This window comes from Novosphingobium sp. (assembly GCF_965228995.1).
Classification (GTDB): Bacteria; Pseudomonadota; Alphaproteobacteria; order Sphingomonadales; family Sphingomonadaceae; genus Novosphingobium.
This window is the reverse complement of record NZ_OZ245852.1, coordinates 2,873,216-2,895,300: the sequence shown is the minus strand read 5'-3', so window position 1 is coordinate 2,895,300 and position 22,085 is coordinate 2,873,216. Positions and strand designations below refer to the sequence as shown.

18 protein-coding genes are annotated in these 22,085 nt (G+C 66.5%); 10 read left to right on the top strand and 8 right to left on the bottom strand.

Annotated features, from left to right (window positions below; translation table 11 throughout):
• Positions 1–2 precede the first annotated feature (2 nt).
• Genes ACO056_RS13200 through ACO056_RS13175 form a run of 6 tightly spaced genes read left to right on the top strand, consistent with a single transcriptional unit; the run spans position 3 to position 7,465 of the window.
• Positions 3–1,463: an NAD(P)/FAD-dependent oxidoreductase gene (locus ACO056_RS13200; RefSeq protein WP_421847452.1), complete on the top strand. Its 1,461-nt coding sequence runs from the start codon at positions 3–5 to the stop codon at positions 1,461–1,463.
• The gene (locus ACO056_RS13195) at positions 1,463–2,683 is read left to right on the top strand and encodes an NAD(P)/FAD-dependent oxidoreductase (protein ID WP_421847450.1); all 1,221 of its coding nucleotides are present in this window, start codon (positions 1,463–1,465) and stop codon (positions 2,681–2,683) included. Before ACO056_RS13200 ends, ACO056_RS13195 begins: the two co-directional genes overlap by 1 nt.
• On the top strand, positions 2,680–3,939 hold the full coding sequence (locus tag ACO056_RS13190; RefSeq protein WP_421847448.1) for a sarcosine oxidase subunit beta family protein: 1,260 nt from the start codon (positions 2,680–2,682) through the stop codon (positions 3,937–3,939). The genes ACO056_RS13195 and ACO056_RS13190 overlap by 4 nt, the downstream gene beginning before the upstream one ends.
• A gap of 13 nt (positions 3,940–3,952) precedes the next feature.
• Complete coding sequence (locus ACO056_RS13185; protein ID WP_421847446.1) at positions 3,953–4,216, top strand: sarcosine oxidase subunit delta; 264 nt, start codon at positions 3,953–3,955, stop codon at positions 4,214–4,216.
• Entirely contained in the window at positions 4,213–6,978 is a 2,766-nt protein-coding gene (locus ACO056_RS13180; RefSeq protein ID WP_421847444.1) for a 2Fe-2S iron-sulfur cluster-binding protein, read from the top strand. The genes ACO056_RS13185 and ACO056_RS13180 overlap by 4 nt, the downstream gene beginning before the upstream one ends.
• The gene (locus ACO056_RS13175; protein WP_421847442.1) at positions 6,971–7,465 is read left to right on the top strand and encodes a sarcosine oxidase subunit gamma; all 495 of its coding nucleotides are present in this window, start codon (positions 6,971–6,973) and stop codon (positions 7,463–7,465) included. Before ACO056_RS13180 ends, ACO056_RS13175 begins: the two co-directional genes overlap by 8 nt.
• 126 nt (positions 7,466–7,591) lie before the next feature.
• Here the strand turns inward: ACO056_RS13175 and ACO056_RS13170 are convergent, their stop codons facing one another.
• The 3 genes from ACO056_RS13170 to ACO056_RS13160 form a co-directional block, all read right to left on the bottom strand.
• Positions 7,592–8,956: an FAD-dependent oxidoreductase gene (locus ACO056_RS13170; RefSeq protein ID WP_421847440.1), complete on the bottom strand. Its 1,365-nt coding sequence runs from the start codon at positions 8,954–8,956 to the stop codon at positions 7,592–7,594.
• Positions 8,957–9,059: 103 nt separating this feature from the next.
• On the bottom strand, positions 9,060–9,458 hold the full coding sequence (locus ACO056_RS13165) for a PilZ domain-containing protein (protein WP_421847438.1): 399 nt from the start codon (positions 9,456–9,458) through the stop codon (positions 9,060–9,062).
• Between the two features lie 201 nt (positions 9,459–9,659).
• Positions 9,660–10,358: a pirin family protein gene (locus tag ACO056_RS13160; RefSeq protein ID WP_421847436.1), complete on the bottom strand. Its 699-nt coding sequence runs from the start codon at positions 10,356–10,358 to the stop codon at positions 9,660–9,662.
• A gap of 128 nt (positions 10,359–10,486) precedes the next feature.
• On the opposite strand from ACO056_RS13160, the gene ACO056_RS13155 reads away from it, so the two are divergent.
• Complete coding sequence (locus tag ACO056_RS13155; RefSeq protein WP_421847434.1) at positions 10,487–11,416, top strand: LysR family transcriptional regulator; 930 nt, start codon at positions 10,487–10,489, stop codon at positions 11,414–11,416.
• Between the two features lie 3 nt (positions 11,417–11,419).
• On the opposite strand, the gene ACO056_RS13150 is transcribed toward ACO056_RS13155, so the two are convergent.
• On the bottom strand, positions 11,420–12,613 hold the full coding sequence (locus tag ACO056_RS13150) for an acyl-CoA dehydrogenase family protein (RefSeq protein ID WP_421847432.1): 1,194 nt from the start codon (positions 12,611–12,613) through the stop codon (positions 11,420–11,422).
• Positions 12,614–12,764: 151 nt separating this feature from the next.
• Here ACO056_RS13150 and ACO056_RS13145 point away from each other — a divergent pair, with 151 nt between their 5' ends.
• Positions 12,765–14,042, top strand: a complete 1,278-nt coding sequence (locus ACO056_RS13145) for an HD-GYP domain-containing protein (RefSeq protein ID WP_421847430.1) — start codon at positions 12,765–12,767, stop codon at positions 14,040–14,042.
• On the opposite strand, the gene ACO056_RS13140 is transcribed toward ACO056_RS13145, so the two are convergent.
• On the bottom strand, positions 14,018–15,658 hold the full coding sequence (locus ACO056_RS13140; RefSeq protein ID WP_421847428.1) for an NAD(P)/FAD-dependent oxidoreductase: 1,641 nt from the start codon (positions 15,656–15,658) through the stop codon (positions 14,018–14,020). The genes ACO056_RS13145 and ACO056_RS13140 overlap by 25 nt on opposite strands.
• 125 nt (positions 15,659–15,783) lie before the next feature.
• Positions 15,784–15,999: a PilZ domain-containing protein gene (locus ACO056_RS13135; protein WP_421847426.1), complete on the bottom strand. Its 216-nt coding sequence runs from the start codon at positions 15,997–15,999 to the stop codon at positions 15,784–15,786.
• Positions 16,000–16,156: 157 nt separating this feature from the next.
• Here ACO056_RS13135 and maiA point away from each other — a divergent pair, with 157 nt between their 5' ends.
• Together maiA and ACO056_RS13125 are read left to right on the top strand one after the other, a co-directional pair.
• Positions 16,157–16,795: a maleylacetoacetate isomerase gene (gene maiA / locus ACO056_RS13130; RefSeq protein ID WP_421847424.1), complete on the top strand. Its 639-nt coding sequence runs from the start codon at positions 16,157–16,159 to the stop codon at positions 16,793–16,795.
• A gap of 35 nt (positions 16,796–16,830) precedes the next feature.
• On the top strand, positions 16,831–18,069 hold the full coding sequence (locus tag ACO056_RS13125) for a dipeptidase (protein ID WP_421847422.1): 1,239 nt from the start codon (positions 16,831–16,833) through the stop codon (positions 18,067–18,069).
• 55 nt (positions 18,070–18,124) lie between these two features.
• Here the strand turns inward: ACO056_RS13125 and ACO056_RS13120 are convergent, their stop codons facing one another.
• Positions 18,125–19,600: an exopolyphosphatase gene (locus ACO056_RS13120; RefSeq protein WP_421847420.1), complete on the bottom strand. Its 1,476-nt coding sequence runs from the start codon at positions 19,598–19,600 to the stop codon at positions 18,125–18,127.
• 37 nt (positions 19,601–19,637) lie between these two features.
• Positions 19,638–21,932, bottom strand: coding sequence for an RNA degradosome polyphosphate kinase (locus ACO056_RS13115; RefSeq protein ID WP_421847419.1), 2,295 nt, complete (start codon positions 21,930–21,932; stop codon positions 19,638–19,640).
• Between the last annotated feature and the right edge of the window lie 153 nt (positions 21,933–22,085).

Sequence of the window (22,085 nt, the reverse complement as noted above, 5' to 3'; positions counted from 1 at the left end):
CCATGCATTCCAATAACGGAACCGATCCCCACGCGATCGGCACCAAGCTTCCTGCCCCCGAGGTGCGCTACGACATGGTCGTGGTCGGCGCCGGTCCTGCTGGCCTTGCCGCCGCGCTTGCCGGGGCAGGGGAGGGCAAGTCGGTCCTGCTGGTGGACGAGAACCCCATTCCCGGCGCTGCCATGGGCAACGATGTGCCGCTGCTGTTCGGCGGCCGCATGACCACCGCCACGCAGAACGCCGAGCGCATGCTCGAGACCGTGTTCATGAGCGAGCCGCTGCTCGAGGCCGCGATGGAAGCGGGCGTCGAGGTTCTGCTCGGGACCAGCGCCTGGGGCGTTTACCGCAATGGTCCGGGGATCACGGGCCTGCCTGAAAATGTTGTCGCGCTGGCGGACAAGGATCGCGGCTGGATTGTCGGCTACGGCGAGCTCGTGCTCGCCACTGGCGCGCGCGATCTTGCCATCGGTTTCCCTGGCTGGAACCAGCCCGGCGTGATGGGCGCTGCCGCGCTTGAACGGCTGCTCACCCGCTACGAAGCCTTTGCGGGCAAGCGCGTCCTCATCGTCGGCAGCCACGATCTTGCCCTTTCGACTGCGCTCCTCGCGCGCGAAAAGGGCGTCGATGTCGCCGGCCTCGTTGAAGTGCGAAGCGCTCCGCAAGGCGATGCCGCGCTGGCAGAAGCCGTCCGCGCCGCGCAGATCCCCTTCTATCTCGACGATGCCCCAGCCGAAGCCATCGGCGGGATCGACGGCGTTGAGCGCGTCCGCCTGCGTTCAGGTGCCGAGATCGCGGTCGATACCGTGGTGCTTGCCATCGGCCTGGTCCCTTCCATCGAACTGGTCGATGCGATGGGCGGCAAGCGTGTGCTCGATGGCGTGCGCGGCGGCTATATCCCGGGCGAGAATGCGGGTGTGCGCTGTGTTGGCGATTGCGCGGGTCTTGCCGATACCGGCTTCGACCATGTTGAATACCGGATGGATTGGGCGCGCGAACTCGGCAAGCTCTCTGCGTCTGACACCATCGTGTGCCAGTGCGAGGAAGTGACTCGCGGCGATCTGCTCGGCGTACAGCCCCCGCGCTACCTTGAGCGCCCCCCGCCCATGGCCGCGCGCTCGCTCGATACGCTGATCAAGGATGGCCCGCCCAACCCGGACCAGATCAAGCGCCTTACCCGCGCCGGCATGGGCGTTTGCCAGGGCCGCCGCTGCAGGGATCAGGTGGCGATGATGCTGGCGATGGCCGCCGGTGGCCCCTACGGCTCGGTCCCGCTTGCCACGCACCGCGCCCCCGTCCGCCCGCTGCCCTTGCGCGTTCTCGCCGATTGGGAAGAGAGCGAGGACATGCGCGCCGGGTGGGACGTCTGGTTCGGCATTCCGACGCAATGGGTGCCCTACCGGGATATCGACACCCCGCGCGAGCGTGAGCATCAAACCGCTATCGCCGAAGGCTGGAGCCTCTGATGACCTACGTTGGTATGCCCACTCCGCGCGAAACGCCGCAGGAAACCATGGCGAAAATCGCCGGCACCGCGGCGAAAATGAAAGTCGTCATCGTCGGCGGCGGCGTTTCCGGCCTCAGCGCGGGCTGGTGGCTGGCACGCTCGGGCGCCGAAGTCACCGTGCTCGACAAGGGCATTGTCGGCTGGGAAGCCTCGGGCCGCAATGGCGGCGGCGCCTCGCACTACCAGAGCCCGCTGTTCGAGGAAGAGCAGCGCATGTGGCCGCAAATGGACGCACTGCTTGGATATCCGACCGAGCACCAGCAGGAACGCCTCGTCATCGCGGTCAGCCCCAAGCAGCTCAACCAGTACCAGTACCTCGCCAAGATGAACAACGACATGGGCTACCGGGTCGATCTGCTCAGCGGCGATCGGGTCCGCGCCATGGTCCCGCTCGCGGGCGACAACTGCCTCGGCGGCATGCACTACCGCTTCGGCGGACATGCCAATCCGCAGCGCTCGGTGCAGGCCTATGCCTGGGCTCTGCAGGACCTGGGCGGGCGGATCTATCAGCACAGCCCGGTCACTGGTTTCGAGACGCAGGGCGGCCAAGTCGTGGCGGTTCACGCTACCAGTGGACGCCATGAATGCGACGCGGTTGTCGTCGCCGCAGGCCCGCAAATTCAGGCCCTGATGGCCAAGCTCGGCGTTGAGGTCCCGCTTGCTGCCGCGCGCGCAGAGATGATCGTCACCGAGCCCGCGCCGATGATGCCCATTGGCGGGGTCGACGGGAACGGGCTCTATGGCCGCCAGACCCTGCGCGGCAACCTTGCCTATGGCGGCGGCCCGCACGAATGGATCGAGACGTTCGAAGCCGGCCCTCCGGCGCGGCCGTCCTCGCCGCTCACGCGCAACCTTGCGCGCCGCGTGGCGGAATTGTTCCCCAAGGCCGCGCACCTCAACGTGATCCGCTCGTGGGCGGGGATCGTCGAGAACACGCCCGATGGTCGCCCGATCATCGACCGCATGAACGCGCCCGAAAACGTCACCGTCGTCACGATGTCCGGCGTCGGCTTCGGCCTTTCGCCCGCCTCGGGCCACGCGGTGCGCGATCTGGTGGTCGACGGGCAGTGCAGCTTCACCGATATCGCCAAGCTCAGCCTCTCGCGCTTTGACGGCATCGGACCCGACTGGCGCGAGCAGCGCGGCTGGCAGCCAGCGAAAGCCGATCTCGCGGCATGAAGGCGCCCTATTCCGCCTTCAGCTTGCTGCGCGGCGCGCTCAACGGGCAAAAGCATTGGGAACCGGCGTGGCGCGATCCGGAGCCGCGCGCGAGCTATGATGTGATCATCATCGGCGGCGGCGGGCATGGGCTCGCCACGGCTTACTACCTCGCCAAAGTCCACGGCATCCGCAATGTCGCGGTGCTGGAGAAGAGCTGGATCGGTGGCGGCAACGTCGGGCGCAACACCACGCTGGTGCGCTCGAACTACCGCCTGCCGCAGCTGCACAACTTCTTCGAGTTCGGCCTCAAGCTCTGGCACAACCTGAGCGACGACCTCAATTACAACGTCATGTTCAGCCCGCGCGGGGCGATGTTCCTCGGCCACAACGATGGCGACATGATCAAGCTGGCGGAACGCGGCGATGCCATGCGCTGCGACGGGATCGACGGGGAGCTGCTCAGCCCCAGGCAGATCGCCAAGATCGAACCGCTGCTCGATCTATCCCGCAGCGCCCGCTTCCCGATTGACGGCGCGCTCATCCAGTGGCGCGCCGGGACTGCGCGGCACGACGCTGTGGCCTGGGGCTATGCCCGCGCCGCCGATGCGCTCGGCGTCGATATCATCCAGAAGTGCGAAGTCACCGGCTTCGTGCGCGATGGCAACAAGATCACCGGCGTAGAGACCACGCGCGGCCGCATCCTCGCCGGCCGCACCGGCATTTGCGTCGCGGGGCACAGCGGGCAAGTTGCGGGCCTTGCTGGTCTGCGTCTGCCAATCGAATCGCAGACGTTGCAGGCGCTCGTTACCGAAGGCGTCAAGCCGATGGTGCAGTCGGTGGTCATGTCGCAGTCGCTGCATTGCTACATCAGCCAGTCCGACAAGGGCGGCATCGTCATGGGCGGCGATCCGGACAACTGGCCCAGCTACGCCCGCCGCGGCCAGCCGACGGTGGTCGAAGGCGCCATCGCGCAGGCCGTCTCGATGATGCCCGCGCTCTCGCGCCTGCGCATGTTGCGCACCTGGTCGGGCGTGACCGACATGAGCTTTGACGGCGCGCCGATCATCGGCCTGAGCCCCATAGACGGGCTCTATCTCAACGCGGGCTGGTGCTACGGCGGCTTCAAGGCGACGCCCGCTTCGGGCTGGACTTATGCCCACACGCTCGCGACCGGCAAGCCGCACGAGCTTAACGCACCCTTCAGCCTCGAGCGCTTCATGACCGGGGCGACCATCGACGAAACTGCGGTCGGCCCCATGCCGAACCACCGCTGAGAACGGGCAAGACATGTACCAGATCGCCTGTCCCCACTGCGGCCCGCGCGCCCAGCTTGAGTTTACTTACGAACGCACGGTCGATTCCGTCGTCGATCCCGCCAGCGACCCGCAGACCGCGATGCAGGCGCTCTACACCCGCGCCAATCCGATGGGGCTGGACGATGAAATCTGGCGCCACACTTATGGCTGCCGCGCGTGGATGGTGCTCACCCGCCACCGGGTGACGCATGTCATCGAAGCGGTGAAAGCGATTGGTCCGGAGGCGCTGCCATGAGCGGCCCGACGCGCGCGCCTTCTGGCGACGAGACGATCCCGTTCACTTTTGACGGCACCACCTATCAGGCCCGCCCGGGTGACACGCTGGCCGCTGCGCTGCTGGCCAACGGCGTCGGCCTCGTTGGCCGCAGCTTCAAGTACCATCGCCCGCGCGGGATCATGACCGCCGGGATCGAGGAGCCCAACGCGCTGGTGACGGTGGGGACCGGCGGCCGTGCCGAGCCCAACACCCGCGCGACCGACGTTTTCGTCTATCCCGGCATGGTCGCGCAGAGCCAGAACCGCTGGCCGAGCCTGTCGTTCGACGTCGCGTCGATCTTCGGCCTCGCCGCACCCGCCTTGGGCGCCGGGTTCTACTACAAGACCTTCTTCGGCCCGGCGAAGCACTGGATGCGCTACGAAGGCTTCATCCGCCGCGCTGCCGGCCTCGGCAACGCGCCGACCGAGCCTGATCCCGACAACTTCTCCCAGCGCGCGGGCTTCTGCGATGTACTGGTGGTGGGAGCTGGCCCCGCCGGCCTCCAGGCAGCGCTCGAAGCCGCCGAAGCGGGCAGCCGGGTGATGCTGGTCGAGCAGGATGCCGTCCCCGGCGGCTCGCTGCTGCGCGATCCCGATGCCGCGCTCGATCCCGCCGCGATGGTGGAGCGGATCAAGGCGCTCGGCGGCGAAGTGCTGCTGCGCACGACCGCTTCGGGATATTGGGATCACAATTTCCTCACGCTCACCCAGCGCCTTGCCGAACCCGGCGAAGTGCCCCCGCACGGTTTTGCCCAGCGGCTGTGGCACGTGCGGGCAGGGCGGGTGGTGCTCGCCACGGGCCTGATCGAACGCCCGGTGCCGTTCGCGAACAACGATCATCCCGGCGTCATGCTGTCGCAGGCCGTGCGCAGCTATGTGCGCCGCTGGGGTGTGCTGCCCGGCAAGCGCGTTGTCATCGCAACCAACAATGATGACGCCTACCTGACGGCGCAGGCGCTCGTGGAGGCAGGCGCGGAAGTCGTCGCCCTGCTCGACGCCCGCGCCTCCGGCCCCGCCGCGCCCGCTGGCGTCACCGTCTACCTCGATGCGAAGCCCTCCACCGTGATCGGCCGCAAGCACGCCTTGCGCAAGATCACTGCGGTGATCGGCGGCAGCGAGCGGAGCTTCGACGCGGACCTTATCGCCGTCTCGGGCGGCTTCGTTCCCGTTGCGCATCTTCATATGCAGGCCGGCGGCAAGCTCGTCTGGAACGAGGAAGCGCAGGCCTTCATCCCGGGCGCAACGCCGCAGGTCTGCGAGACGGTGGGCAGCGCGCTCACGCCGCCGCTTGCGCCCGCCACCGCGCCTGCGGGCAAGGCGAAGAAGAGCTTCGTCGATTTCCAGAACGATGTCAGCCTCGCCGATATCGATCTCGCCTGGCAGGAAGGTTACCGCTCGGTCGAGCACCTGAAGCGTTACACCACGCTCGGCATGGCGACCGATCAGGGCAAGACCAGCAATATGGTCGCGCTCTCGCGCCTTGCCGAAAAGCAGGGCGTGACTGTGCCGCAGGCCGGCCTCACTACGTTTCGTCCGCCGTTTACGCCCGTGACCATGGGCCTGCTGGCGGGCGCCGGCGCACGCAATGCGGGGGCACACGTGCGCCGGATCCCCTTGCATGCGCTGCACGATGCGCACGATCCGATCTGGCAGCCCCTGGGCTACTGGTTCCGCCCGCGCGCCTATCCGGTGGATAGCGAGGGCCTGGCCGAAGCGTCTTTGCGCGAGGCGCGCACGGTGCGCACCGTGGCTGGCCTCAGCGACGTTTCCACGCTCGGCAAGTTCGAGGTCTGCGGTCCCGATGCCGCGAAGCTCCTCGAACTCGTCTGCGCCACCACCGTGGGCAAGTTGGCGGTGGGCCGTGGGCGCTATACTTTCATGCTGCGCGAGGACGGCTTTGTCTTCGATGACGGCACCGTCTGGCGCCTCGCCGAAGACCGCTACCTGCTGACGAGCTCGACCGGCGGCGCGGACCGCATGGCCGGGCACCTTTCCTATGTGCGCCAGGTGCTTCGCCCCGATCTCGCCTGCTCTGTGGTCAATGTTCAGGAACACTATGCCGGCATCGCACTGGCCGGGCCGCGCGCCCGCGCCATTCTCGCCGCGCTGACGGGCGCCGAGCCGCCGCGCCATATGGGCTATGCGCGCGCTGTGCTGGCAGGCGTTCCGGTCCATGTTCTCGCCGCCAGCTACAGCGGCGAGCGGGCATTTGAAATCCACGTCGAGGCGAGCCATGCCGCTGCCGTCTGGCAGGCCATCGCCGCCGCGACCCGCGCCGAGGGCGGAGCGCCTTATGGCCTGGAAGCGATGGAACTGCTGCGGATCGAGAAGGGTCACGTGGTCGTCGGCGGCGAAGTCGATGGCCGCTCGACGCCCCATGATCTCGGTCTTGGCGGGATGCTCAACAAGGCGGGCGGCTTTATCGGCGCGGCAGGCCTGACGCGCCCGGCGCTGTCCGATCCCGGCCGCCAGAATCTGGTCGGCCTCGTCAGCCTCGATGGCGCGATCCCTGAAGGCGGCATGGTGATCGGCCGCGCTGGCACATCGCCTCAGGGCTACGTCACCGCTGCCGCGCGCCGCATTCTCGAAGGCGGCGCCATCGCGCTCGCGCTGCTGCAAGGCGGCCACCACCGCCACGGTGAGGAGCTCACCGTCACCTCGCCGACACGCGGTGAAAAGGCACGCGTGCGCGTGACCTCGCCGCACTTCTATGATCCCGCCGGGGAACGCTATCGTGACTGATCCCACCTCGATCACTGCTCTCCCCGCCGCGCCGCTCCATGTGCTGGAGATCTGGCGGAATGGGCCGGCGGTCGCCGCCCGCGTCCAGAAGGCGCTCGGCTTCGCGCTCCCGGCGATGAACCGCAGCGCCGCCAATGCCGCAATCACGCTGATGCGCTTCGAGCCGACCGTCTGGCTCGCTGAGGGCGATGTTTCGGTGCTTGCCGATACGCTCGGCGATGATGGCGCGCTGACAGCCATCGGCGGCGGGATCGTGCGCTTCCGCCTTGCCGGGCCGGGATGGCGCGAACTGCTGATGGAAGGCGGCGTGTTCGATACGAGCGCTACGGCTCTACCTGTCGGCGCGACCGCCGCCACAGTGATCGATCACGTCGGCGTGCGGCTGCTTGTGGAGAGCGATGAGGCCTGCGTGGCTTATGTGCCCGCAAGCTTTGCGCAGAGCCTGCACCACTTCTGGGACGAAGCGCTTCCGCTGATCGGCGCCTGAGGCAGCGAGCCAACGGAACAGCTGCGGTTGACCGCTCTGGCTCCCCGCCTTCGCGGGGATGACGAAGACACCAAACACTCGTCATCCCCGCGAAGGCGGGGAGCCAGAGCGGCAAGGAGCGCCGCCTCAGTGAATCCGCGCGCCCTGCCGCTTCAACTCCGCCTGCACCGCCGCGATATCGACGCTGGCAAAATCGCGCCCGGTCTTCACTGCAATCGCCGCCGCCACACCCGCGCCCTGACCGGACACCGCGCAGCACATCATGTTGCGCACGGCCGCGTGGCTAACCTTGTCACCGCCGATCACGCGGCCCGCCACCAGCAGGCCCTTGATCCCGCGGGGCACCAGCGAGCGGTAGGGCACGTGGAAATAGCGCCCTGTCGTCGGCAGGATCAGCTGGCCGTACCCATCGATGAATTCGGGGAAGATGCCGATCGAGTCCTCGAAGCGCCCTTCGCCGCGCACGTCATCGCCGGTCATGTTGTAGAGTGCGTCGATCTTGCGCGTGTCGCGGATGCCGAGCGTCATCCCGAAGTTGCGCAGCTTTGCCTGTTCGCATCCCGGCATGAAGGCACGCAGCGCGGCAATTGCATGCATGGCGTCGGCGCGGCCGTCCATCTCGCCGCGTGTCAGGCTGTCGGGATCGGTGCCGTCGAGGTAATGGTGAACCAGGTTGAGGTAGGTGAGATCGCCCTGATCCGAAACCGTGCCCCAGGTCCCCGCGATCGTGGCGAGGTTGGGGGGCAGCAGCCCGGCAGCCAGCGCCTGCCGGAAAGGCTTCCTCAGGAACGGCGAAAACATCGCGTCTTCCTTGCCGCTCGTGGTGATGTCCCATTCGCCGCCGCCGGACCAGTCGCCATAGGTCTGTGGATCGGCCTTCACGGCATCGATGAAGCGCGCCTTGTTGACCCCGCTCATCGAGAACATGACCGAGACCGACATCATCTCGTCGACCGGATGCTTGATCGTCGGCGCGCCGCCGCGATAGGCAAGGTCGGCATCGCCCGTCGCGTCGATCACGTGGCTTGCGAGGATCGCTTCGCGCCCGGCCTTGCTTTCGACGATCACCCCCCGGATCGTGTCGCCTTCCATGATCGGCGCCACGACGAGCCGGTGCAGCATCGGGATGACACCGGCCTCGCTGACGAGCACGTCGGCCACATGCTTGAACGCTTCGGCATCGAGCGCGTGGCTGATCGATTGCGGCTCGGGCAGCGCTGCATCCATCGCGATCGCGCGGTCCTCGAATTCGCGCCCGATGCCTTCGCTGTCGATGGTTTCGGGATGGCGATACCAGGCGAAGCCTTCAACGCCCACTTGCGTGATATTGCCGCCAAAGCAGCCATAGCGCTCGACCAGCGTGGTCTTCACGCCGGCACGCGCCGAAGCGAGGGCAGCGGCGAGCCCGCCCGGCCCCGAGCCCACCACGAGCACGTCGGTTTCGTGGATCACGTCGATCCGGCGGGCGGGTTCTTCGATCTGTCTGGTCATGGCGGCGCAGCATGGCGCACGCACGGGGCCGGTCAAGCGGCGCGAAGGTCGCCGGTTGTCATTAAGCAAGTCTGATGTGGAGGTTGAGGCTGGGTGATGGCAATCAGACGCGGCGAATGCGCGAGGGATCGGACATCGGTGTGACGACACGGTGGCGGGTCTCGACCTTCCACTCGCCCGAAACCTGCGCAACATGCGCCTGCCGCTGCAGCGCGCGGCCCAGTGCTTCGAGATCGAGCGGACTGTCGAGCTGCATGCCGAACGTATGGCCGCCGAACCAGCGGACGATCCCGGTGACTTCCTGATCGCCCGGCAGCACGATCATGATACGCTCGCCGCGCACCGGAGCGGGCCCGCGCGCACTGGCGCCAAGGCCGGTGGGCGAGACGTTGCGGATCACGATATCCTGCACTTCGCCATCCCGATGGACCAGACGTGCACGGATGATGCGCGGCTGGCGCTGTTCGCGCACAACCTGGTCCGTCGGTGGAATGGGAGCCATGAATGACATCTACCGCACCATCACCTTGCAAATAGCCACGCAGCGCCGGTCTTTGCGCCTCCTGCCTTAGTGGACCAATATGGGTTAACGATCCGTTATGGATTCACCTTCAGCCAGCGGAATCAGGCAATTTTTCACCCGGAGAAGGTCAAGGGGAGCCCGGATCAGCTCCGAAACTCCCCTTTTACCGGCGAGGTGCGTTCAGGCCGCGTCGACCATCACGATCTCGCTGTCCTCCAGCGCGGTCACGGTCAGCACATCGAGATCGCGAATCGCTGCACCATCGCGTGCATTAACCTTCACATCTTCGATCCTGACCGCACCAGTCGCCGGTACGAGATAGGCCTTGCGGTCCTTTCCAAGCGGATAGCTCGCAGTCTCCCCGGCGCGCAGCGTGATGCCGAGCACGCGGGCATCGGTGCGGATGGGAAGGGCATCGCCGTCTCCCTCATAGCCAGAGGCCAGTGCCACGAACTGGCCAGTGCGCTCGCCTTTGGGGAAAGGGCGCGCGCCCCAGCCGGGTGCCTCGCCGCTGCGGGTGGGCATGATCCAGATCTGGAAAATCCGGGTGGTCACGTCCTCCAGGTTGTATTCCGAATGGCGGATGCCGGTGCCGGCGCTCATCACCTGCACGTCACCCGCTTCAGTCCGGCCCTTGTTGCCGAGATTGTCCTGGTGGGTAATCGCACCTTCGCGGACGTAGGTGATGATCTCCATGTCGCGGTGGGGATGCGGCGGGAAGCCGGTCTGCGGCGCGATGGTATCGTCGTTCCACACGCGCAGGTTGCCCCAGTTCATCCGCGCCGGATCGTGGTATCCGGCAAACGAGAAGTGGTGCTTGGCATCAAGCCAGCCGTGGTTCTCACCACCGAGGCTGGCGAAGGGGCGCAGTTCGATCATGGTCTAGTCTCCTGTCCGGCGCGTGCCACTATGGAGGGCAGGGCGCTTTCGTTGGAGCCGATATAGGCCTTGCCCGCTTTCCTGTTCAGTGGGATAAATTGAACCGGTTTGTTCTATGGAGCCGAACGATGGCCAATCCCGGCACCCCCACGCTCGATCAGTTGCGCATCTTCCTGACGATCGTCGATACGGGCAGCTTCGCCGGAGCCGCGCGCACCTTGGGCCGGGCGGTTTCGGTCATCAGCTACGGCATCGCCAATCTTGAAGCGCAGCTCGGCGTCAGCTTGTTCGACCGCGAAGGCACGCGCAAGCCGCAGCTGACCACCGCGGGCCGCGCGCTCCTCGCCGAAGCCCGCGCCATCGCGCAAGGCGTCGATGGCCTGCGCGCGAAGGTCAAAGGACTGCTTGACGGTCTCGAGGCCGAAGTGGATCTCGCGGTCGACGTCATGGTCCCGCCGGAGCGGCTGGCAGCCGTACTGCGCGGCTTTGCGGCGGAATTCCCCACCGTGCAATTGCGGCTCCATGTCGAGGCATTGGGCGCGGTCAGCGCCATGGTCCTCGCGCGCACGGCCACCATCGGCGTTTCGGGTCCGCTCGCTGCCGAAGTCGCCGAGATCGACGGCAAGGTCGCCGGCGCCACTCTGCTTGTTCCCGTCGCCGCGCCCGATCACCCGCTTGGCCGCATGACCGAGATTCTGCCCGGTGCGGGACGCGACTATATCCAGCTGGTGCTGTCGGACCGCTCGGGCACCACGGCGGGGCGCGATTTCGGTGTCGTCAGCCCGAAGACCTGGCGGCTGGCCGATCTCGGCGCCAAGCACGCGCTGCTTCGCGAGGGCATCGGCTGGGGCAACATGCCGCTGCCGATGATCGAGGGCGATCTGACGGCGGGGACGCTGGTCCGCCTGGCCTTGCCCGATCACCCCGGCGGCGCCTATCGCTTTACCGCAATCTGGCGGCGCGACACGCCCCCCGGGCCCGCCGCGCGCTGGCTGCTCGATCAGTTCGTCGCGCTCGGCGCGGCGGATGCCGCGATCAGCAATGCACCGGACGTGTGAGGATCAGCCAACGCCCGCCGCAAAGTCTTTTAGCATCTGCTTGGCGATCACCAGCTGCATGATCTGCGTGGTGCCTTCATAGATACGGTAGATGCGCGCATCGCGGAAGAACCGCTCGGCCTCGTATTCCGCCAGATAGCCGGCGCCGCCGTGAATCTGTACGCAGCGATCTGCCACGCGCCCGCACATTTCGGAGGCGAACATCTTGAAGGCGGCGGCTTCCATCAGGATCTTCTGCCCGGAATCGGCTTTGGCGATGGCATCGCGCATCATGCACTGGGCGGCATAGATTTCGGCCTGGCTGTCCGCCAGCATGGCCTGGATCAGCTGGAACTGCGCGATCGGCTCGCCGAAGGCCTTGCGTTCATTGGCATAGCGGATCGCGGTATCGAGGAACCGCCGCGCCTGCGCCGTCGCTGCTGCACCAACGGAGAGCCGCCCGTTGTCGAGGCTCTGCATCGCGGTGGCAAAGCCCTTGCCTTCCTCGCCGCCCAGCAACGCATCGCCCGGCACGAACACGTCCTCGAGGATGATATCGCCGATATGGCTGCCCTGCTGGCCCATCTTCTTGTCGGACTTGCCGCGCGTGACGCCTGGCGTATCGAGCGGCACGAGGAAAGCCGAGACATGTGCGTTTCTCGGCAGGTTCTCCTTGCTCGTGCGCGCCATGATCAGGCCCACTCTGGCGTAAGGCGCATTGGTGATGTAGCGCTTGGTGCCATTGAGCACATACCCATTGCCAGAGCGGACCGCCATGGTCGCAAGGCCCGCCGAATCCGAACCCGAGCCCGGCTCGGTCAGCCCGAACGCCGCGATCTCGCCCGCAGCAAGGCGTGGCAGCCATTCGGCCTTCTGCTCCGCCGTTCCGGCATTCTTGATCGCCGAGCAGACCATGCCGATGTTGATCGAGATGATCGAACGGAAGGCAGGCATCGCATAGCTGATCGCGTGGATCGTCTCGATATACTGGCTGACGTTCATCCCCGCGCCGCCGAACTCCTCGGGCATGGTGAGACCGAACAGCCCCATCTCGCGCATTTCGGCGAGCAGGTCCTCGGGGATCGCGTCGCCCGCGATCACTTGCGCTTCGGCAGGGATCAGCCGCTCGCGGACATAACGATGCAACTGGTCGAGGAACTGGGCGAAGACCTCCGGATCCATCCCGGGATTTTGGGTCGCGCCATGCGCAATGTTCATCAGGGCATCCTCATCATCATTCTGCGTGTCAGTGCCTCGCTAGCCAAGAATTTGCGGTAGGGGAATTGTCGTTTGCAACCACGCATCAGGGCTAATGCGTAGCTGCGCAGTCAGTCGGTTTCAGCCACACCAGTGCCATGCAAGCCGGACCATGCTGAAACGCGTCGAAACCTCCGAGCTCCGGCTCGGCATGTTCATCCAGAAGCTGGAGGGGAGCTGGTTCAAGCATCCCTTCTGGAAGAGCAAATTCCTGCTCGAAGAGATGTGGATGCTCGAAGCGCTGCAGGGAAGCGCGGTCGATGCGGTCATCATCGATACCGAGCGCGGGCTCAACAACGTGCCCGAACGCGAGGTTGCCATGGTCGGCGCCGGAACACCGCCGCCGCAGCAGCGCGGCATGCCATTGGTGCCCGCACGCCCGACCGCCAACAAGTTCGCTGCCGCCCGTGTCGCCACAGCGAAGGAATTCGGCACCGCGCGCAAGATTGCCGAGCGCCATTCCAAGCTCGTCAGCCGCGTGTTCCTTGAAGCGCGCCTCGGCCGCGGCATCAGCGCGCGTACTGTCGATCCGCTGATCGACGATATCTACGCCTCGGTGCAGCGCAATCTCTATGCCTTCAACGGCCTGCTGCGCTGCCGTGAGGACAGCGAGGAGACCTATCGCCACGCGCTTGCCACCAGCGCGCTGATGATCGCGCTGGCCCGCCAGATGAACCTCTCCGCCACCGAAACGCGCGAGGCGGGGATGGCTGGTCTGCTGATGGACGTGGGCGCAAGCCAGGAGGCCGGCGGCCCGCCGCACCCGGAGGATGTCTGGGCCGGGACCAGCGGCGATCTCGAAACCGATGTGCATTGCCAGCATGTGCTGGCCGGCCATGCCCTGCTCAAGGCGGCGGGCGACATTCCTGATGCCGTGCTCAAGGTCTGCCTGCGCCATCACGAGCGGCTCGATGGCTCGGGCTATCCGCACCGCCTTGCCGGCAGCGATATCGATCAGCTCTCACGCATGGCGGCAATCTGCGACACATACGATCTGCTTGTCGCGGGCCGGGAAAGCCGCCCCGGGCTCGATCCGGCCGAGGCGATCCGCCATATGGGCGAACATTGCGACGGGCTCGATCCGGCGATCATGGTCGATTTTCTGGAGATGGTCGGCATTTATCCGATCGGCGCCTTCGTCGAGCTTCGTTCGGGCCGCCTTGCCATGGTGGTCGACGAGGATCCCACCGAACGCGCGCTGCCCACGGTCTATACGTTCTGGTCAAGGCCGCTCGACAAGAAGGTGAAAGGCGAAATCATCGTCCTTTCGCAGTGCTACGGCGCGGATGAGATCGTCGGCATCGCCCAGCTGGCGAGGCTGGATCTGCCCCCGCTTGGCGCGCTGCGAGACGCGCTGCTCAGCGCCTACACGCGCGCGGCGGGCGCCTGACCGAGCAGGTCCTGCGCCAGCGCTTCGGCGACGCGGATGCCGTCGACTGCTGCTGAAAGAATGCCCCCCGCATAGCCTGCGCCTTCTCCCGCCGGGTAAAGACCATGGGTATTGAGGCTCTGGAAGTCCGCCCCGCGCGTGATCCGCACCGGCGATGACGTGCGCGTCTCGACTCCGGTCAGCACGACGTCGGGATGGTCGTAGCCCGGCATCTGGCGGCCGAACACCGGCAGCGCCTCGCGCATCGCGGCGACCGCGTAGTCGGGCAGGCACTGCGCAAGATCGGTCGGCGTCACGCCCGGCTGATACGAAGGGGTGATCGAGCCGAAACTGGTCGAGGGCCGTCCGGCCAGAAAATCGCCCAGCTTCTGCCCCGGCGCGCTGTAGTTGCTGCCGCCTGCGAGATAGGCGAGCTCCTCCCACTTGCGCTGGAAGGCCACGCCCGCGAGCGGCCCGCCGGGATAATCTCGCTCCGGGTTGATATCGACGACGAGGCCCGAATTGGCGTTGAACTCGGCGCGCGAATACTGGCTCATGCCGTTGGTCACCACGCGCCCCGGCTCGGACGCCGCCGCCACCACGCGCCCGCCCGGGCACATGCAGAAGCTATAGACCGAGCGCCCATTGCTCGCCTGATGCGCCAGTGAATAGGCGGCGGGGCCGAGGATCGGATGGCCCGCGCCCGGGCCATAGCGCGCCACATCGACCAGCCGCTGCGGATGCTCGATACGCACCCCCACGGCAAAGGGCTTGGCCTCGATATGGACGCCCGCGCTGTGGAGCACCGCAAAGGTATCGCGCGCGGAATGGCCCACAGCCATGATCACCCGCCGCGCGGGCAGCATTTCGCCGGTGGAGAGCACGAGCCCTTCCAGCTGCTGCTCGCCTTTGTCATTCTTGCCGATGACGAAATCCTCGACCCGCGTCTCGAAGCGGTATTCGCCGCCCAGCGCCTCGATCGTCTCGCGGATCGACATGACCATCGTCACCAGCCGGAACGTGCCGACATGCGGGTGCGCCTCGGTCAGGATCTCCGGCGGGGCGCCGGCCTTGACGAACTCGGTCAGCACCTTGCGGCCGAGATGGCGGGGATCCTTGATCCGGCTGTAGAGCTTGCCATCCGAAAACGTGCCCGCGCCGCCTTCGCCGAATTGCACGTTCGATTCCGGAGAAAGCTCGCTGCGCCGCCACAGGCCCCAGGTGTCCTTGGTCCGCGCGCGCACGGCCTTGCCGCGCTCGATGATGATGGGTTTAAGGCCCATCTGCGCAAGGATCAGCGCGGCCAGCAGGCCGCATGGCCCGGCACCGATCACCACCGGGCGCGGACCGTCCCAGCCAGCGGGGGCCATGATGGGGAAGCGGTAGGCGGTATCGGGGGAAGGGCGGACTTGCGTGTCGCCGGCATGGCGCGCGAGCACCGCGGGTTCATCGGCCACGCTCGCGTCGATCGCATAGACCAGCTTGATCGCCGACTTGCGCCGCGCGTCGTTGCCGCGCTTCGCCACGCTGTAGCGCAGCAGCGCAGCCGGCTCGATCTCCAGCCGCTCGGCAATCGCGGCTTCGAGTTCGGCGGTCGTGTGATCGAGGGGCAGCTTGAGTTCGGTGAGGCGAAGCATTCCCGTCCCCTACTCACTGCAGGGGCAGGGTGGAAGCCTCAGTGCATATGGCCCGAGACAATCGCATCGAATACCGCCTCGTGCAGCGGCTCGATGAAGGCGCAGCCCGCCTCGAAGCGGTCCACCTAGACGACCTTGGCCTGTCGCGGTGGCAAGCCGGGGAGGGTGATCCACACCATCTCGCCCACGCGCAGCCGTTCCATGCCGGCAAGGCGCAGGCCGTGGCACGAGAGATCGAGTATCTGCGCCGCGAGCCGCACGATCGTGCGCCGATACTGCACACGCACCATCAGCGGGCGCCGTTCGGACTGGCGCTCCTGCTGGGGACGAGGCTCTTGCATTTCGGCTGACATGCGTGCTCCGGTTTGTCACCGCGGGGGAGACACGCCGGTGTATAGGTCCGAAATGACTACCATTCCTTTAACCCGATAGAAATTATTGGGACTGGCGGATTTCGGCGCTATTCGGCGTCCGGCGCGGCTTTGCGGAGACCTTGTGATGAACCTTGTCCTGCACACTTACTGGCGCTCCACAGCAGCCTGGCGCGTGCGTACCCTGCTTGGCCTCAAGGGTCTGGCATGGGATGCAGTGCCGCATGATCTGCGCACCAATGCGCAGCAGGCGCCAGGCTATCTCGCGCGCAATCCACAAGGCCTCGTTCCTGCGCTCGAAGTCGATGGCGCGGTGCTCACGCAGAGCCTGGCGATCATCGAATATCTCGAGGAGCGCTTCCCGGATCCGGCGGTGCTTCCTGCCGATCCGCTCGAGCGCGCGCATGTCCGCGCTTTCGCGCTGGCCATCGCCTGCGATACCCACCCCGTTCAGAACCTGCGGGTCCTCAACATGCTGCGCGCACGCGGGCTTGATCAGGCGGCAGTCGATGGCTGGGCACGCGAAGTGATCGAAGGCGGCCTTGCGGCCTGTGCACGGCTGATCGATGGCCGCACCGGCCGCTTTTGCTTCGGCGATGCGATCACGCTGGCTGACATCGTGCTGATTCCGCAGCTTGCCAACGCCCGCCGCTTTGGTGCGCGGACGGACTTTCCCCGGCTGGAAGCGATCGAAACCAATGCCCTCGCGCACCCGGCCTTTGCCGCGGCGCTTCCTGCTGCTCAGGTTGACGCTGACCCGGCCTGATTGACATTCGCGTCGGCAGCGCGAAGGTTGCCCGCATGCAAACCAGAACGATCCTCCTCGCCGCGTCCGCCGCGCTCGCCCTCATTACCGCTGGTCCCGCGCAAAGCGCGCCGCGCAAGGCTGCCGCCGATCCGGCCACCGCGCTCCAGCAGCGCCTGCTGACGCTCGACACGCACCTCGATACGCCCGCGTCGCTTGCGCTGCCCGGCTGGTCGATCATGGATGCGCACACGGTCGCGCAGGATTACACGCAGGTCGATCTGCCGCGCATGAAGCGAGGCGGGCTCGATGGCGGGTTCTGGGCAATCTACACCCCGCAAGGGCCGCTCGATGCCGAATCCACCCGCAAGGCGCGCGATTTCGCGGTGATGCGCGGGGTAGCCATCCGCGAGATGGTCGCCGCGCATCCGGAAAGTTTCGCACTTGCCAGCAAGGCCGCCGATGCCGCCGCGATCAAGGCCAGCGGCAAGCGGGTGGTCTACCTTTCCATCGAAAACGCCTGGCCGCTTGGCGACGATCCCACGCTCCTGCGCAGCTTTTATGCGATGGGCGTGCGCATTGCGGGCTTCGCGCATTTCCGCACCAATCAGTTCGCCGACAGTTCGACCGACAAGCCCAAGTGGGACGGCCTCAGCCCTCTCGGCGTCCAGTTGCTTGCCGAAATGAATCGCCTCGGCGTCGTCCCCGATCTTTCGCACAGCTCGGACCGCACGCTCGATGATGCGCTGCGCTTGTCCAAAGCGCCGATCATCCTCACCCATTCGGGCTGCAAGGCCGTGTTCGATCACCCGCGCAACATCGATGACGCGCACCTCAAGGCGCTCGCCGCCGCCGGAGGGGTCATCCAGATCAATTCGGTCTACGTGAAGGGCCTCAAGCAAAGCGCGGAGCGCGAGGCCGCGATGAAGGCGCTTGAGGCGAAGTATGCCGAAGACCGCCAGCTGACCGCTGCCGAGCGGCAGGCGATGCTGGACGAACGCCATGCCATCGATGCGAAGTACCCCGAAGTTCGCCCGACGTTTGATGACGTGATGGCGAACCTGCTCCACGCTCTGCAAGTGGTGGGTGTCGAACATGTCGGCATCGGGCTCGATTGGGATGGCGGCGGCGGTGCGGCGGGGCTCGAGGATGTTGCCGACTTGCCGAAGATCACCAAGGCGCTGCTGGCTGCGGGTTACAGCGAGGCGGATGTGGCCAAGATCTGGTCAGGCAACGTGCTGCGCGTTCTGGCAGCGGCCGAGGCGGAAGCGGCGAAGGAACAAGCCGGGAGCTGAGACGGCTGCCGGCATCTCCGCCATGACCAAGCGGAGAGCGGCAACTTCCGGCGCGTTAGCGCACTTCGCCCTTAAGCCCGAGGTGCGCAGCCAGCACCTTGAGATCGCGCTCGACGCCTTCGTTGACGAGCACCGCGATTTGCGGCTGCACGGCGAGCACCAGCGCGGTGCCTTCCACGCGTAAAGCGCTACCGCTGATGCCTTGCGCGGTATTGCCGCTGAAGCGCCGGCACAGCCGCGTGGCAAAGCCCCAGGCCTGCGCCTCGCGCAACTGTTCGGGCGCCGCCAGCAGGCAGAGATCGGCCGGCAAGTCCGTGCGCCCGGTATTGGCCATCATGGCCGCCGCCAGCATCGCGCGATCAGCCGGAGTTGCGCCGATCCAGCGTTTGCGCAGCGCCCATTCGCGCGCGAGGTCGTTGCGCAGGTTCGGCTCGACCATCGCGGTCGCGAGGCACAGCATGGTTGCGGTCAGCCGCAAATGTTCGGTGCCGGCCGCCGCTTCGGGCAGGCGCGCCGCTGCGGTCCAGCCGGTGACCATCGCGGCTGTCCCGGCGGCGATGCCGTATTCAGCGGTAAAGGCCGCAGCGCCCGCCACCAACGGGTCCTGCATACGCACTCCCGGCGCCATGCGGTCCCATAGCAGCCCCTCACGCAGTCCCCACGAGGAGAACACCAGCCGCCCCGGCTGAAGCGACCGAATCAGCACGAAGAGCAGCGCGGCGGTATCGGGCAGCGCGGCAAGGCGTGAGCTTGAAAGCCCCGGCACCGGCAGCAAGCTCTCGGGTTTGCGGCGCGCGAGCGCCTTGGCCATGGCCTGCGCGGGCGCGGCGGCAATTTCGAAGCCATGCGGATCGTCGATCGGCCAGCCGGACACGGTCATCGCATGCCGTGCAAATGCGCGCAGCGATCCGCCGACGAGATAGAGCGTGGAGCCGGGCGCCGCCTGCCAGTCCGCGCGCTTGAGCATCCTGGCGATGGTTTGCCCGAATGCCCGCTCGCCGCTCGCGCGCAAGCCCGCGAGGCGCAGCGTGCCGAGCGGCAGGGACGTGCCATGCCGGCAGCCATCCGCGTCAACATCGACGAGTTCGAGGCTGCCCCCGCCAAGATCGCCGACCACGCCTTGTGCCTTCGGAAAGGCCCCCATCACGCCGTGCGCACTGGTGATCGCTTCCTCTTCGCCGCTGAGCAGCCGCGGCGAGAGGCCGAGCGCGCGGATCTGATCGAGGAACGGCGCGCCGTTCACGGCATCGCGCACTGCGGCCGTCGCCACCACGTCGATGTCGCTGATGCCTTTGAGGTCGAGCAGCGTGCGATAACGCGCAAGGCTCGCCAGCGCGGCGGCAGACGCGCGCTGGCCGAGCTTGCCGTTCTCCGCCACGCCCTTGCCGAGCCGCGCCGTCACTTTCTCGTTGTGCAGCACATCGGGCGCGCGCGCCGGACCGCCATAAATGACGAGGCGCACGGTATTCGATCCGATGTCGATGATCGCACGGCTGGGGACATAGGAAGAGGTACGGGTGAAGCGGGTCATGCCAGACGCCGGATTGCGCGAGGGGCTGCGTGCAGGATCATTGGGGCGGTGTTCCGCCGCGCCGCAGGGCCAGCTTGGGCACCTTGCGTCCCTTGCTCAGCGCCGCACCGCGCCCGGAAAGCGAAGGGTTGGTCATGAAATAGCGGTGCACGTTGAACGGCTTTGGCCCCGGATCGGCGCGGTGATAGGTGCCATCCGCATCAAGAATCCAGCTCTGCTCGGTATCCAGCAGATTGGCGAGCATGACCTGATCGAGCACCTGGTCGTGAACCGTAGGGTTCTTGATCGGAACCAGCACTTCGACCCGCCGGTCAAGGTTACGGGTCATCCCGTCGGCCGAGGAAATGAACACCCGCGCCCGCCGGTTGGGCAGCGCTGCGCCGTTGCCGAAGACCCAGATACGGCTGTGTTCGAGGAAGCGGCCGATCACCGATTTGACCCGGATCCGTTCGGACAGCCCCGGCACGCCCGGCCGCAGGCAGCAGATGCCGCGCACCACGAGGTTGATCTCGACCCCGGCGGCGCTCGCGGCATAGAGCCGGTTGATCAGCTGGCTGTCGGTCAGGGCATTGAGCTTGGCCCAGATCGACGCCGGCTTGCCGGCCCCGGCAAACTGGATCTCGCGCTCGATGCATTCATAGAGCTTGCGGCGCACGCCGATGGGCGCAATCGCCAGCATCTCGGTCGCCTTGGGCTCGATATAGCCGGTGATGAAGTTGAACAGCAGCCCCGCATCGCGCCCGAACTTGGGGTCTGCGGTGAAGAAGCTGAGGTCGGTGTAGATGCGCGCCGTCACCGGGTGATAGTTGCCGGTGCCGAAGTGGCAGTAGGTACGGTAGCCATCGCCCTCGCGCCGCACGACCATCGAGACCTTGGCGTGGGTCTTCCAATCGACAAACCCGTAGATCACCTGGACCCCGGCGCGTTCGAGCTGGCTCGCCCAGTGGAGGTTCTGCTCCTCGTCGAAGCGGGCCTTCAGTTCGACGACCGCCGTGACGGATTTGCCCGCCTCGGCCGCGGCGATCAGTGCGGCAATCACGGCTGATTGCTTGCCTGCGCGGTACAGCGTCTGCTTGATCGCGACCACGTCCGGATCGGACGCTGCCTGCCGCAGGAAATCGACCACCACGTCGAAGCTTTCAAACGGGTGGTGGATCACCAGGTCCTTGGTGCGGATCGCGGCAAAGCAATCGCCGTCATGCTCGCGCACGCGCTCGGGATAGCGGGGGATATAGGGCTCGAACTTCAATTCAGGCCGGTCGGTATCGACGATCACCGAAAGCCCGTTCATGGCGAGCAGGCCGCCCGCCTTGATCACCATCGCATGGTCGAGCCGCAGCTTGTCGCGCAGCAGCGCTTCGGCTTCGGGATCGAAGTTTTCCTGCACCTGCAGCAGGATCACCCTGCCGCGCCGCCGCCGCTGGATCGCGGTGCGGAAATAGCGCACGAGATCCTCGGCATCTTCCTCGACCTCGATATCGCTGTCGCGCAGCACGCGGAACGTGCCGTGGCCGTGGATGCGGAAACCCGGGAACAGCTTGCCGGCTCCGCGCAGGATCAGTTCCTCGATGCTGATCCAGCAGGCCGGCTCGCCCGGCATGCGCACGAAGCGCGGCAGCGCCGGGGGCACGAGGATCATCTCGGTCACCGCCTCACCATCCGCAAGCCGCGAAAGGGTGAACAGAATGCCGGTGCCCTGGTTGTTGATGAACGGGAACGGGTGCGCCGGATCGATTGCCTGCGGGGTCAATGCCGGGAAGACATGCTCCTCGAAGTAGTGCGCGAGCCAGTCGGTCTGCGTCTTGTCCAGCTTGCGGTTACCGACGATGCGGATGCCTGCCGTATCGAGCTGGGCGGTAAGGTCGGCGAGGATCGTCTGCTGGGCGCGGACCAGTTCCTCGACCCCGCGATAGGCGGCCTGCAATTGCTGGGTTGGCGTCAGCCCGTCGATCGAAAGCTCGTCGATCCCCTGACGCACCTGCGCGGCAAGGCCGGCGACGCGGACCATCATGAATTCGTCGAGGTTGGTGCCCGAAATCGAGAGGAAGCGCAGCCTCTCCAGCACCGGGTAGCCCAGGTTCTGCGCTTCGGCGAGCACGCGGCGATTGAACGCGAGCCAGCTGAGTTCGCGGTTGAAGTAGCGGTAGGGCAGCTGCGCCGCGGGAGCGTTGCCTGCACCCTCGCTGGGCGGGCGCGATGAGGCGGCAATCCTGCTTACGGCTGTCTGCGGATCATCCACGGTCCATGTTCCCCCCGATGTCCGCCGGAATACGGCGGATCGCGGCGCGGCATGATGGCCGATTGCGACAGAGCGATGACATGGGCGTGGCATAGCACGAGGCAGGGCAGGACAGGCAAGGGGGGCGCGGAGGTTTTACCGGACCAGTTTGGGGGGGATCAGGGGAACCATGAGGGGCGCTGCGGCATTGTTGGAGATAATGTCTACTCATTTCATCGACAATCTGCCTCGCTTCGCCGCGAGGCT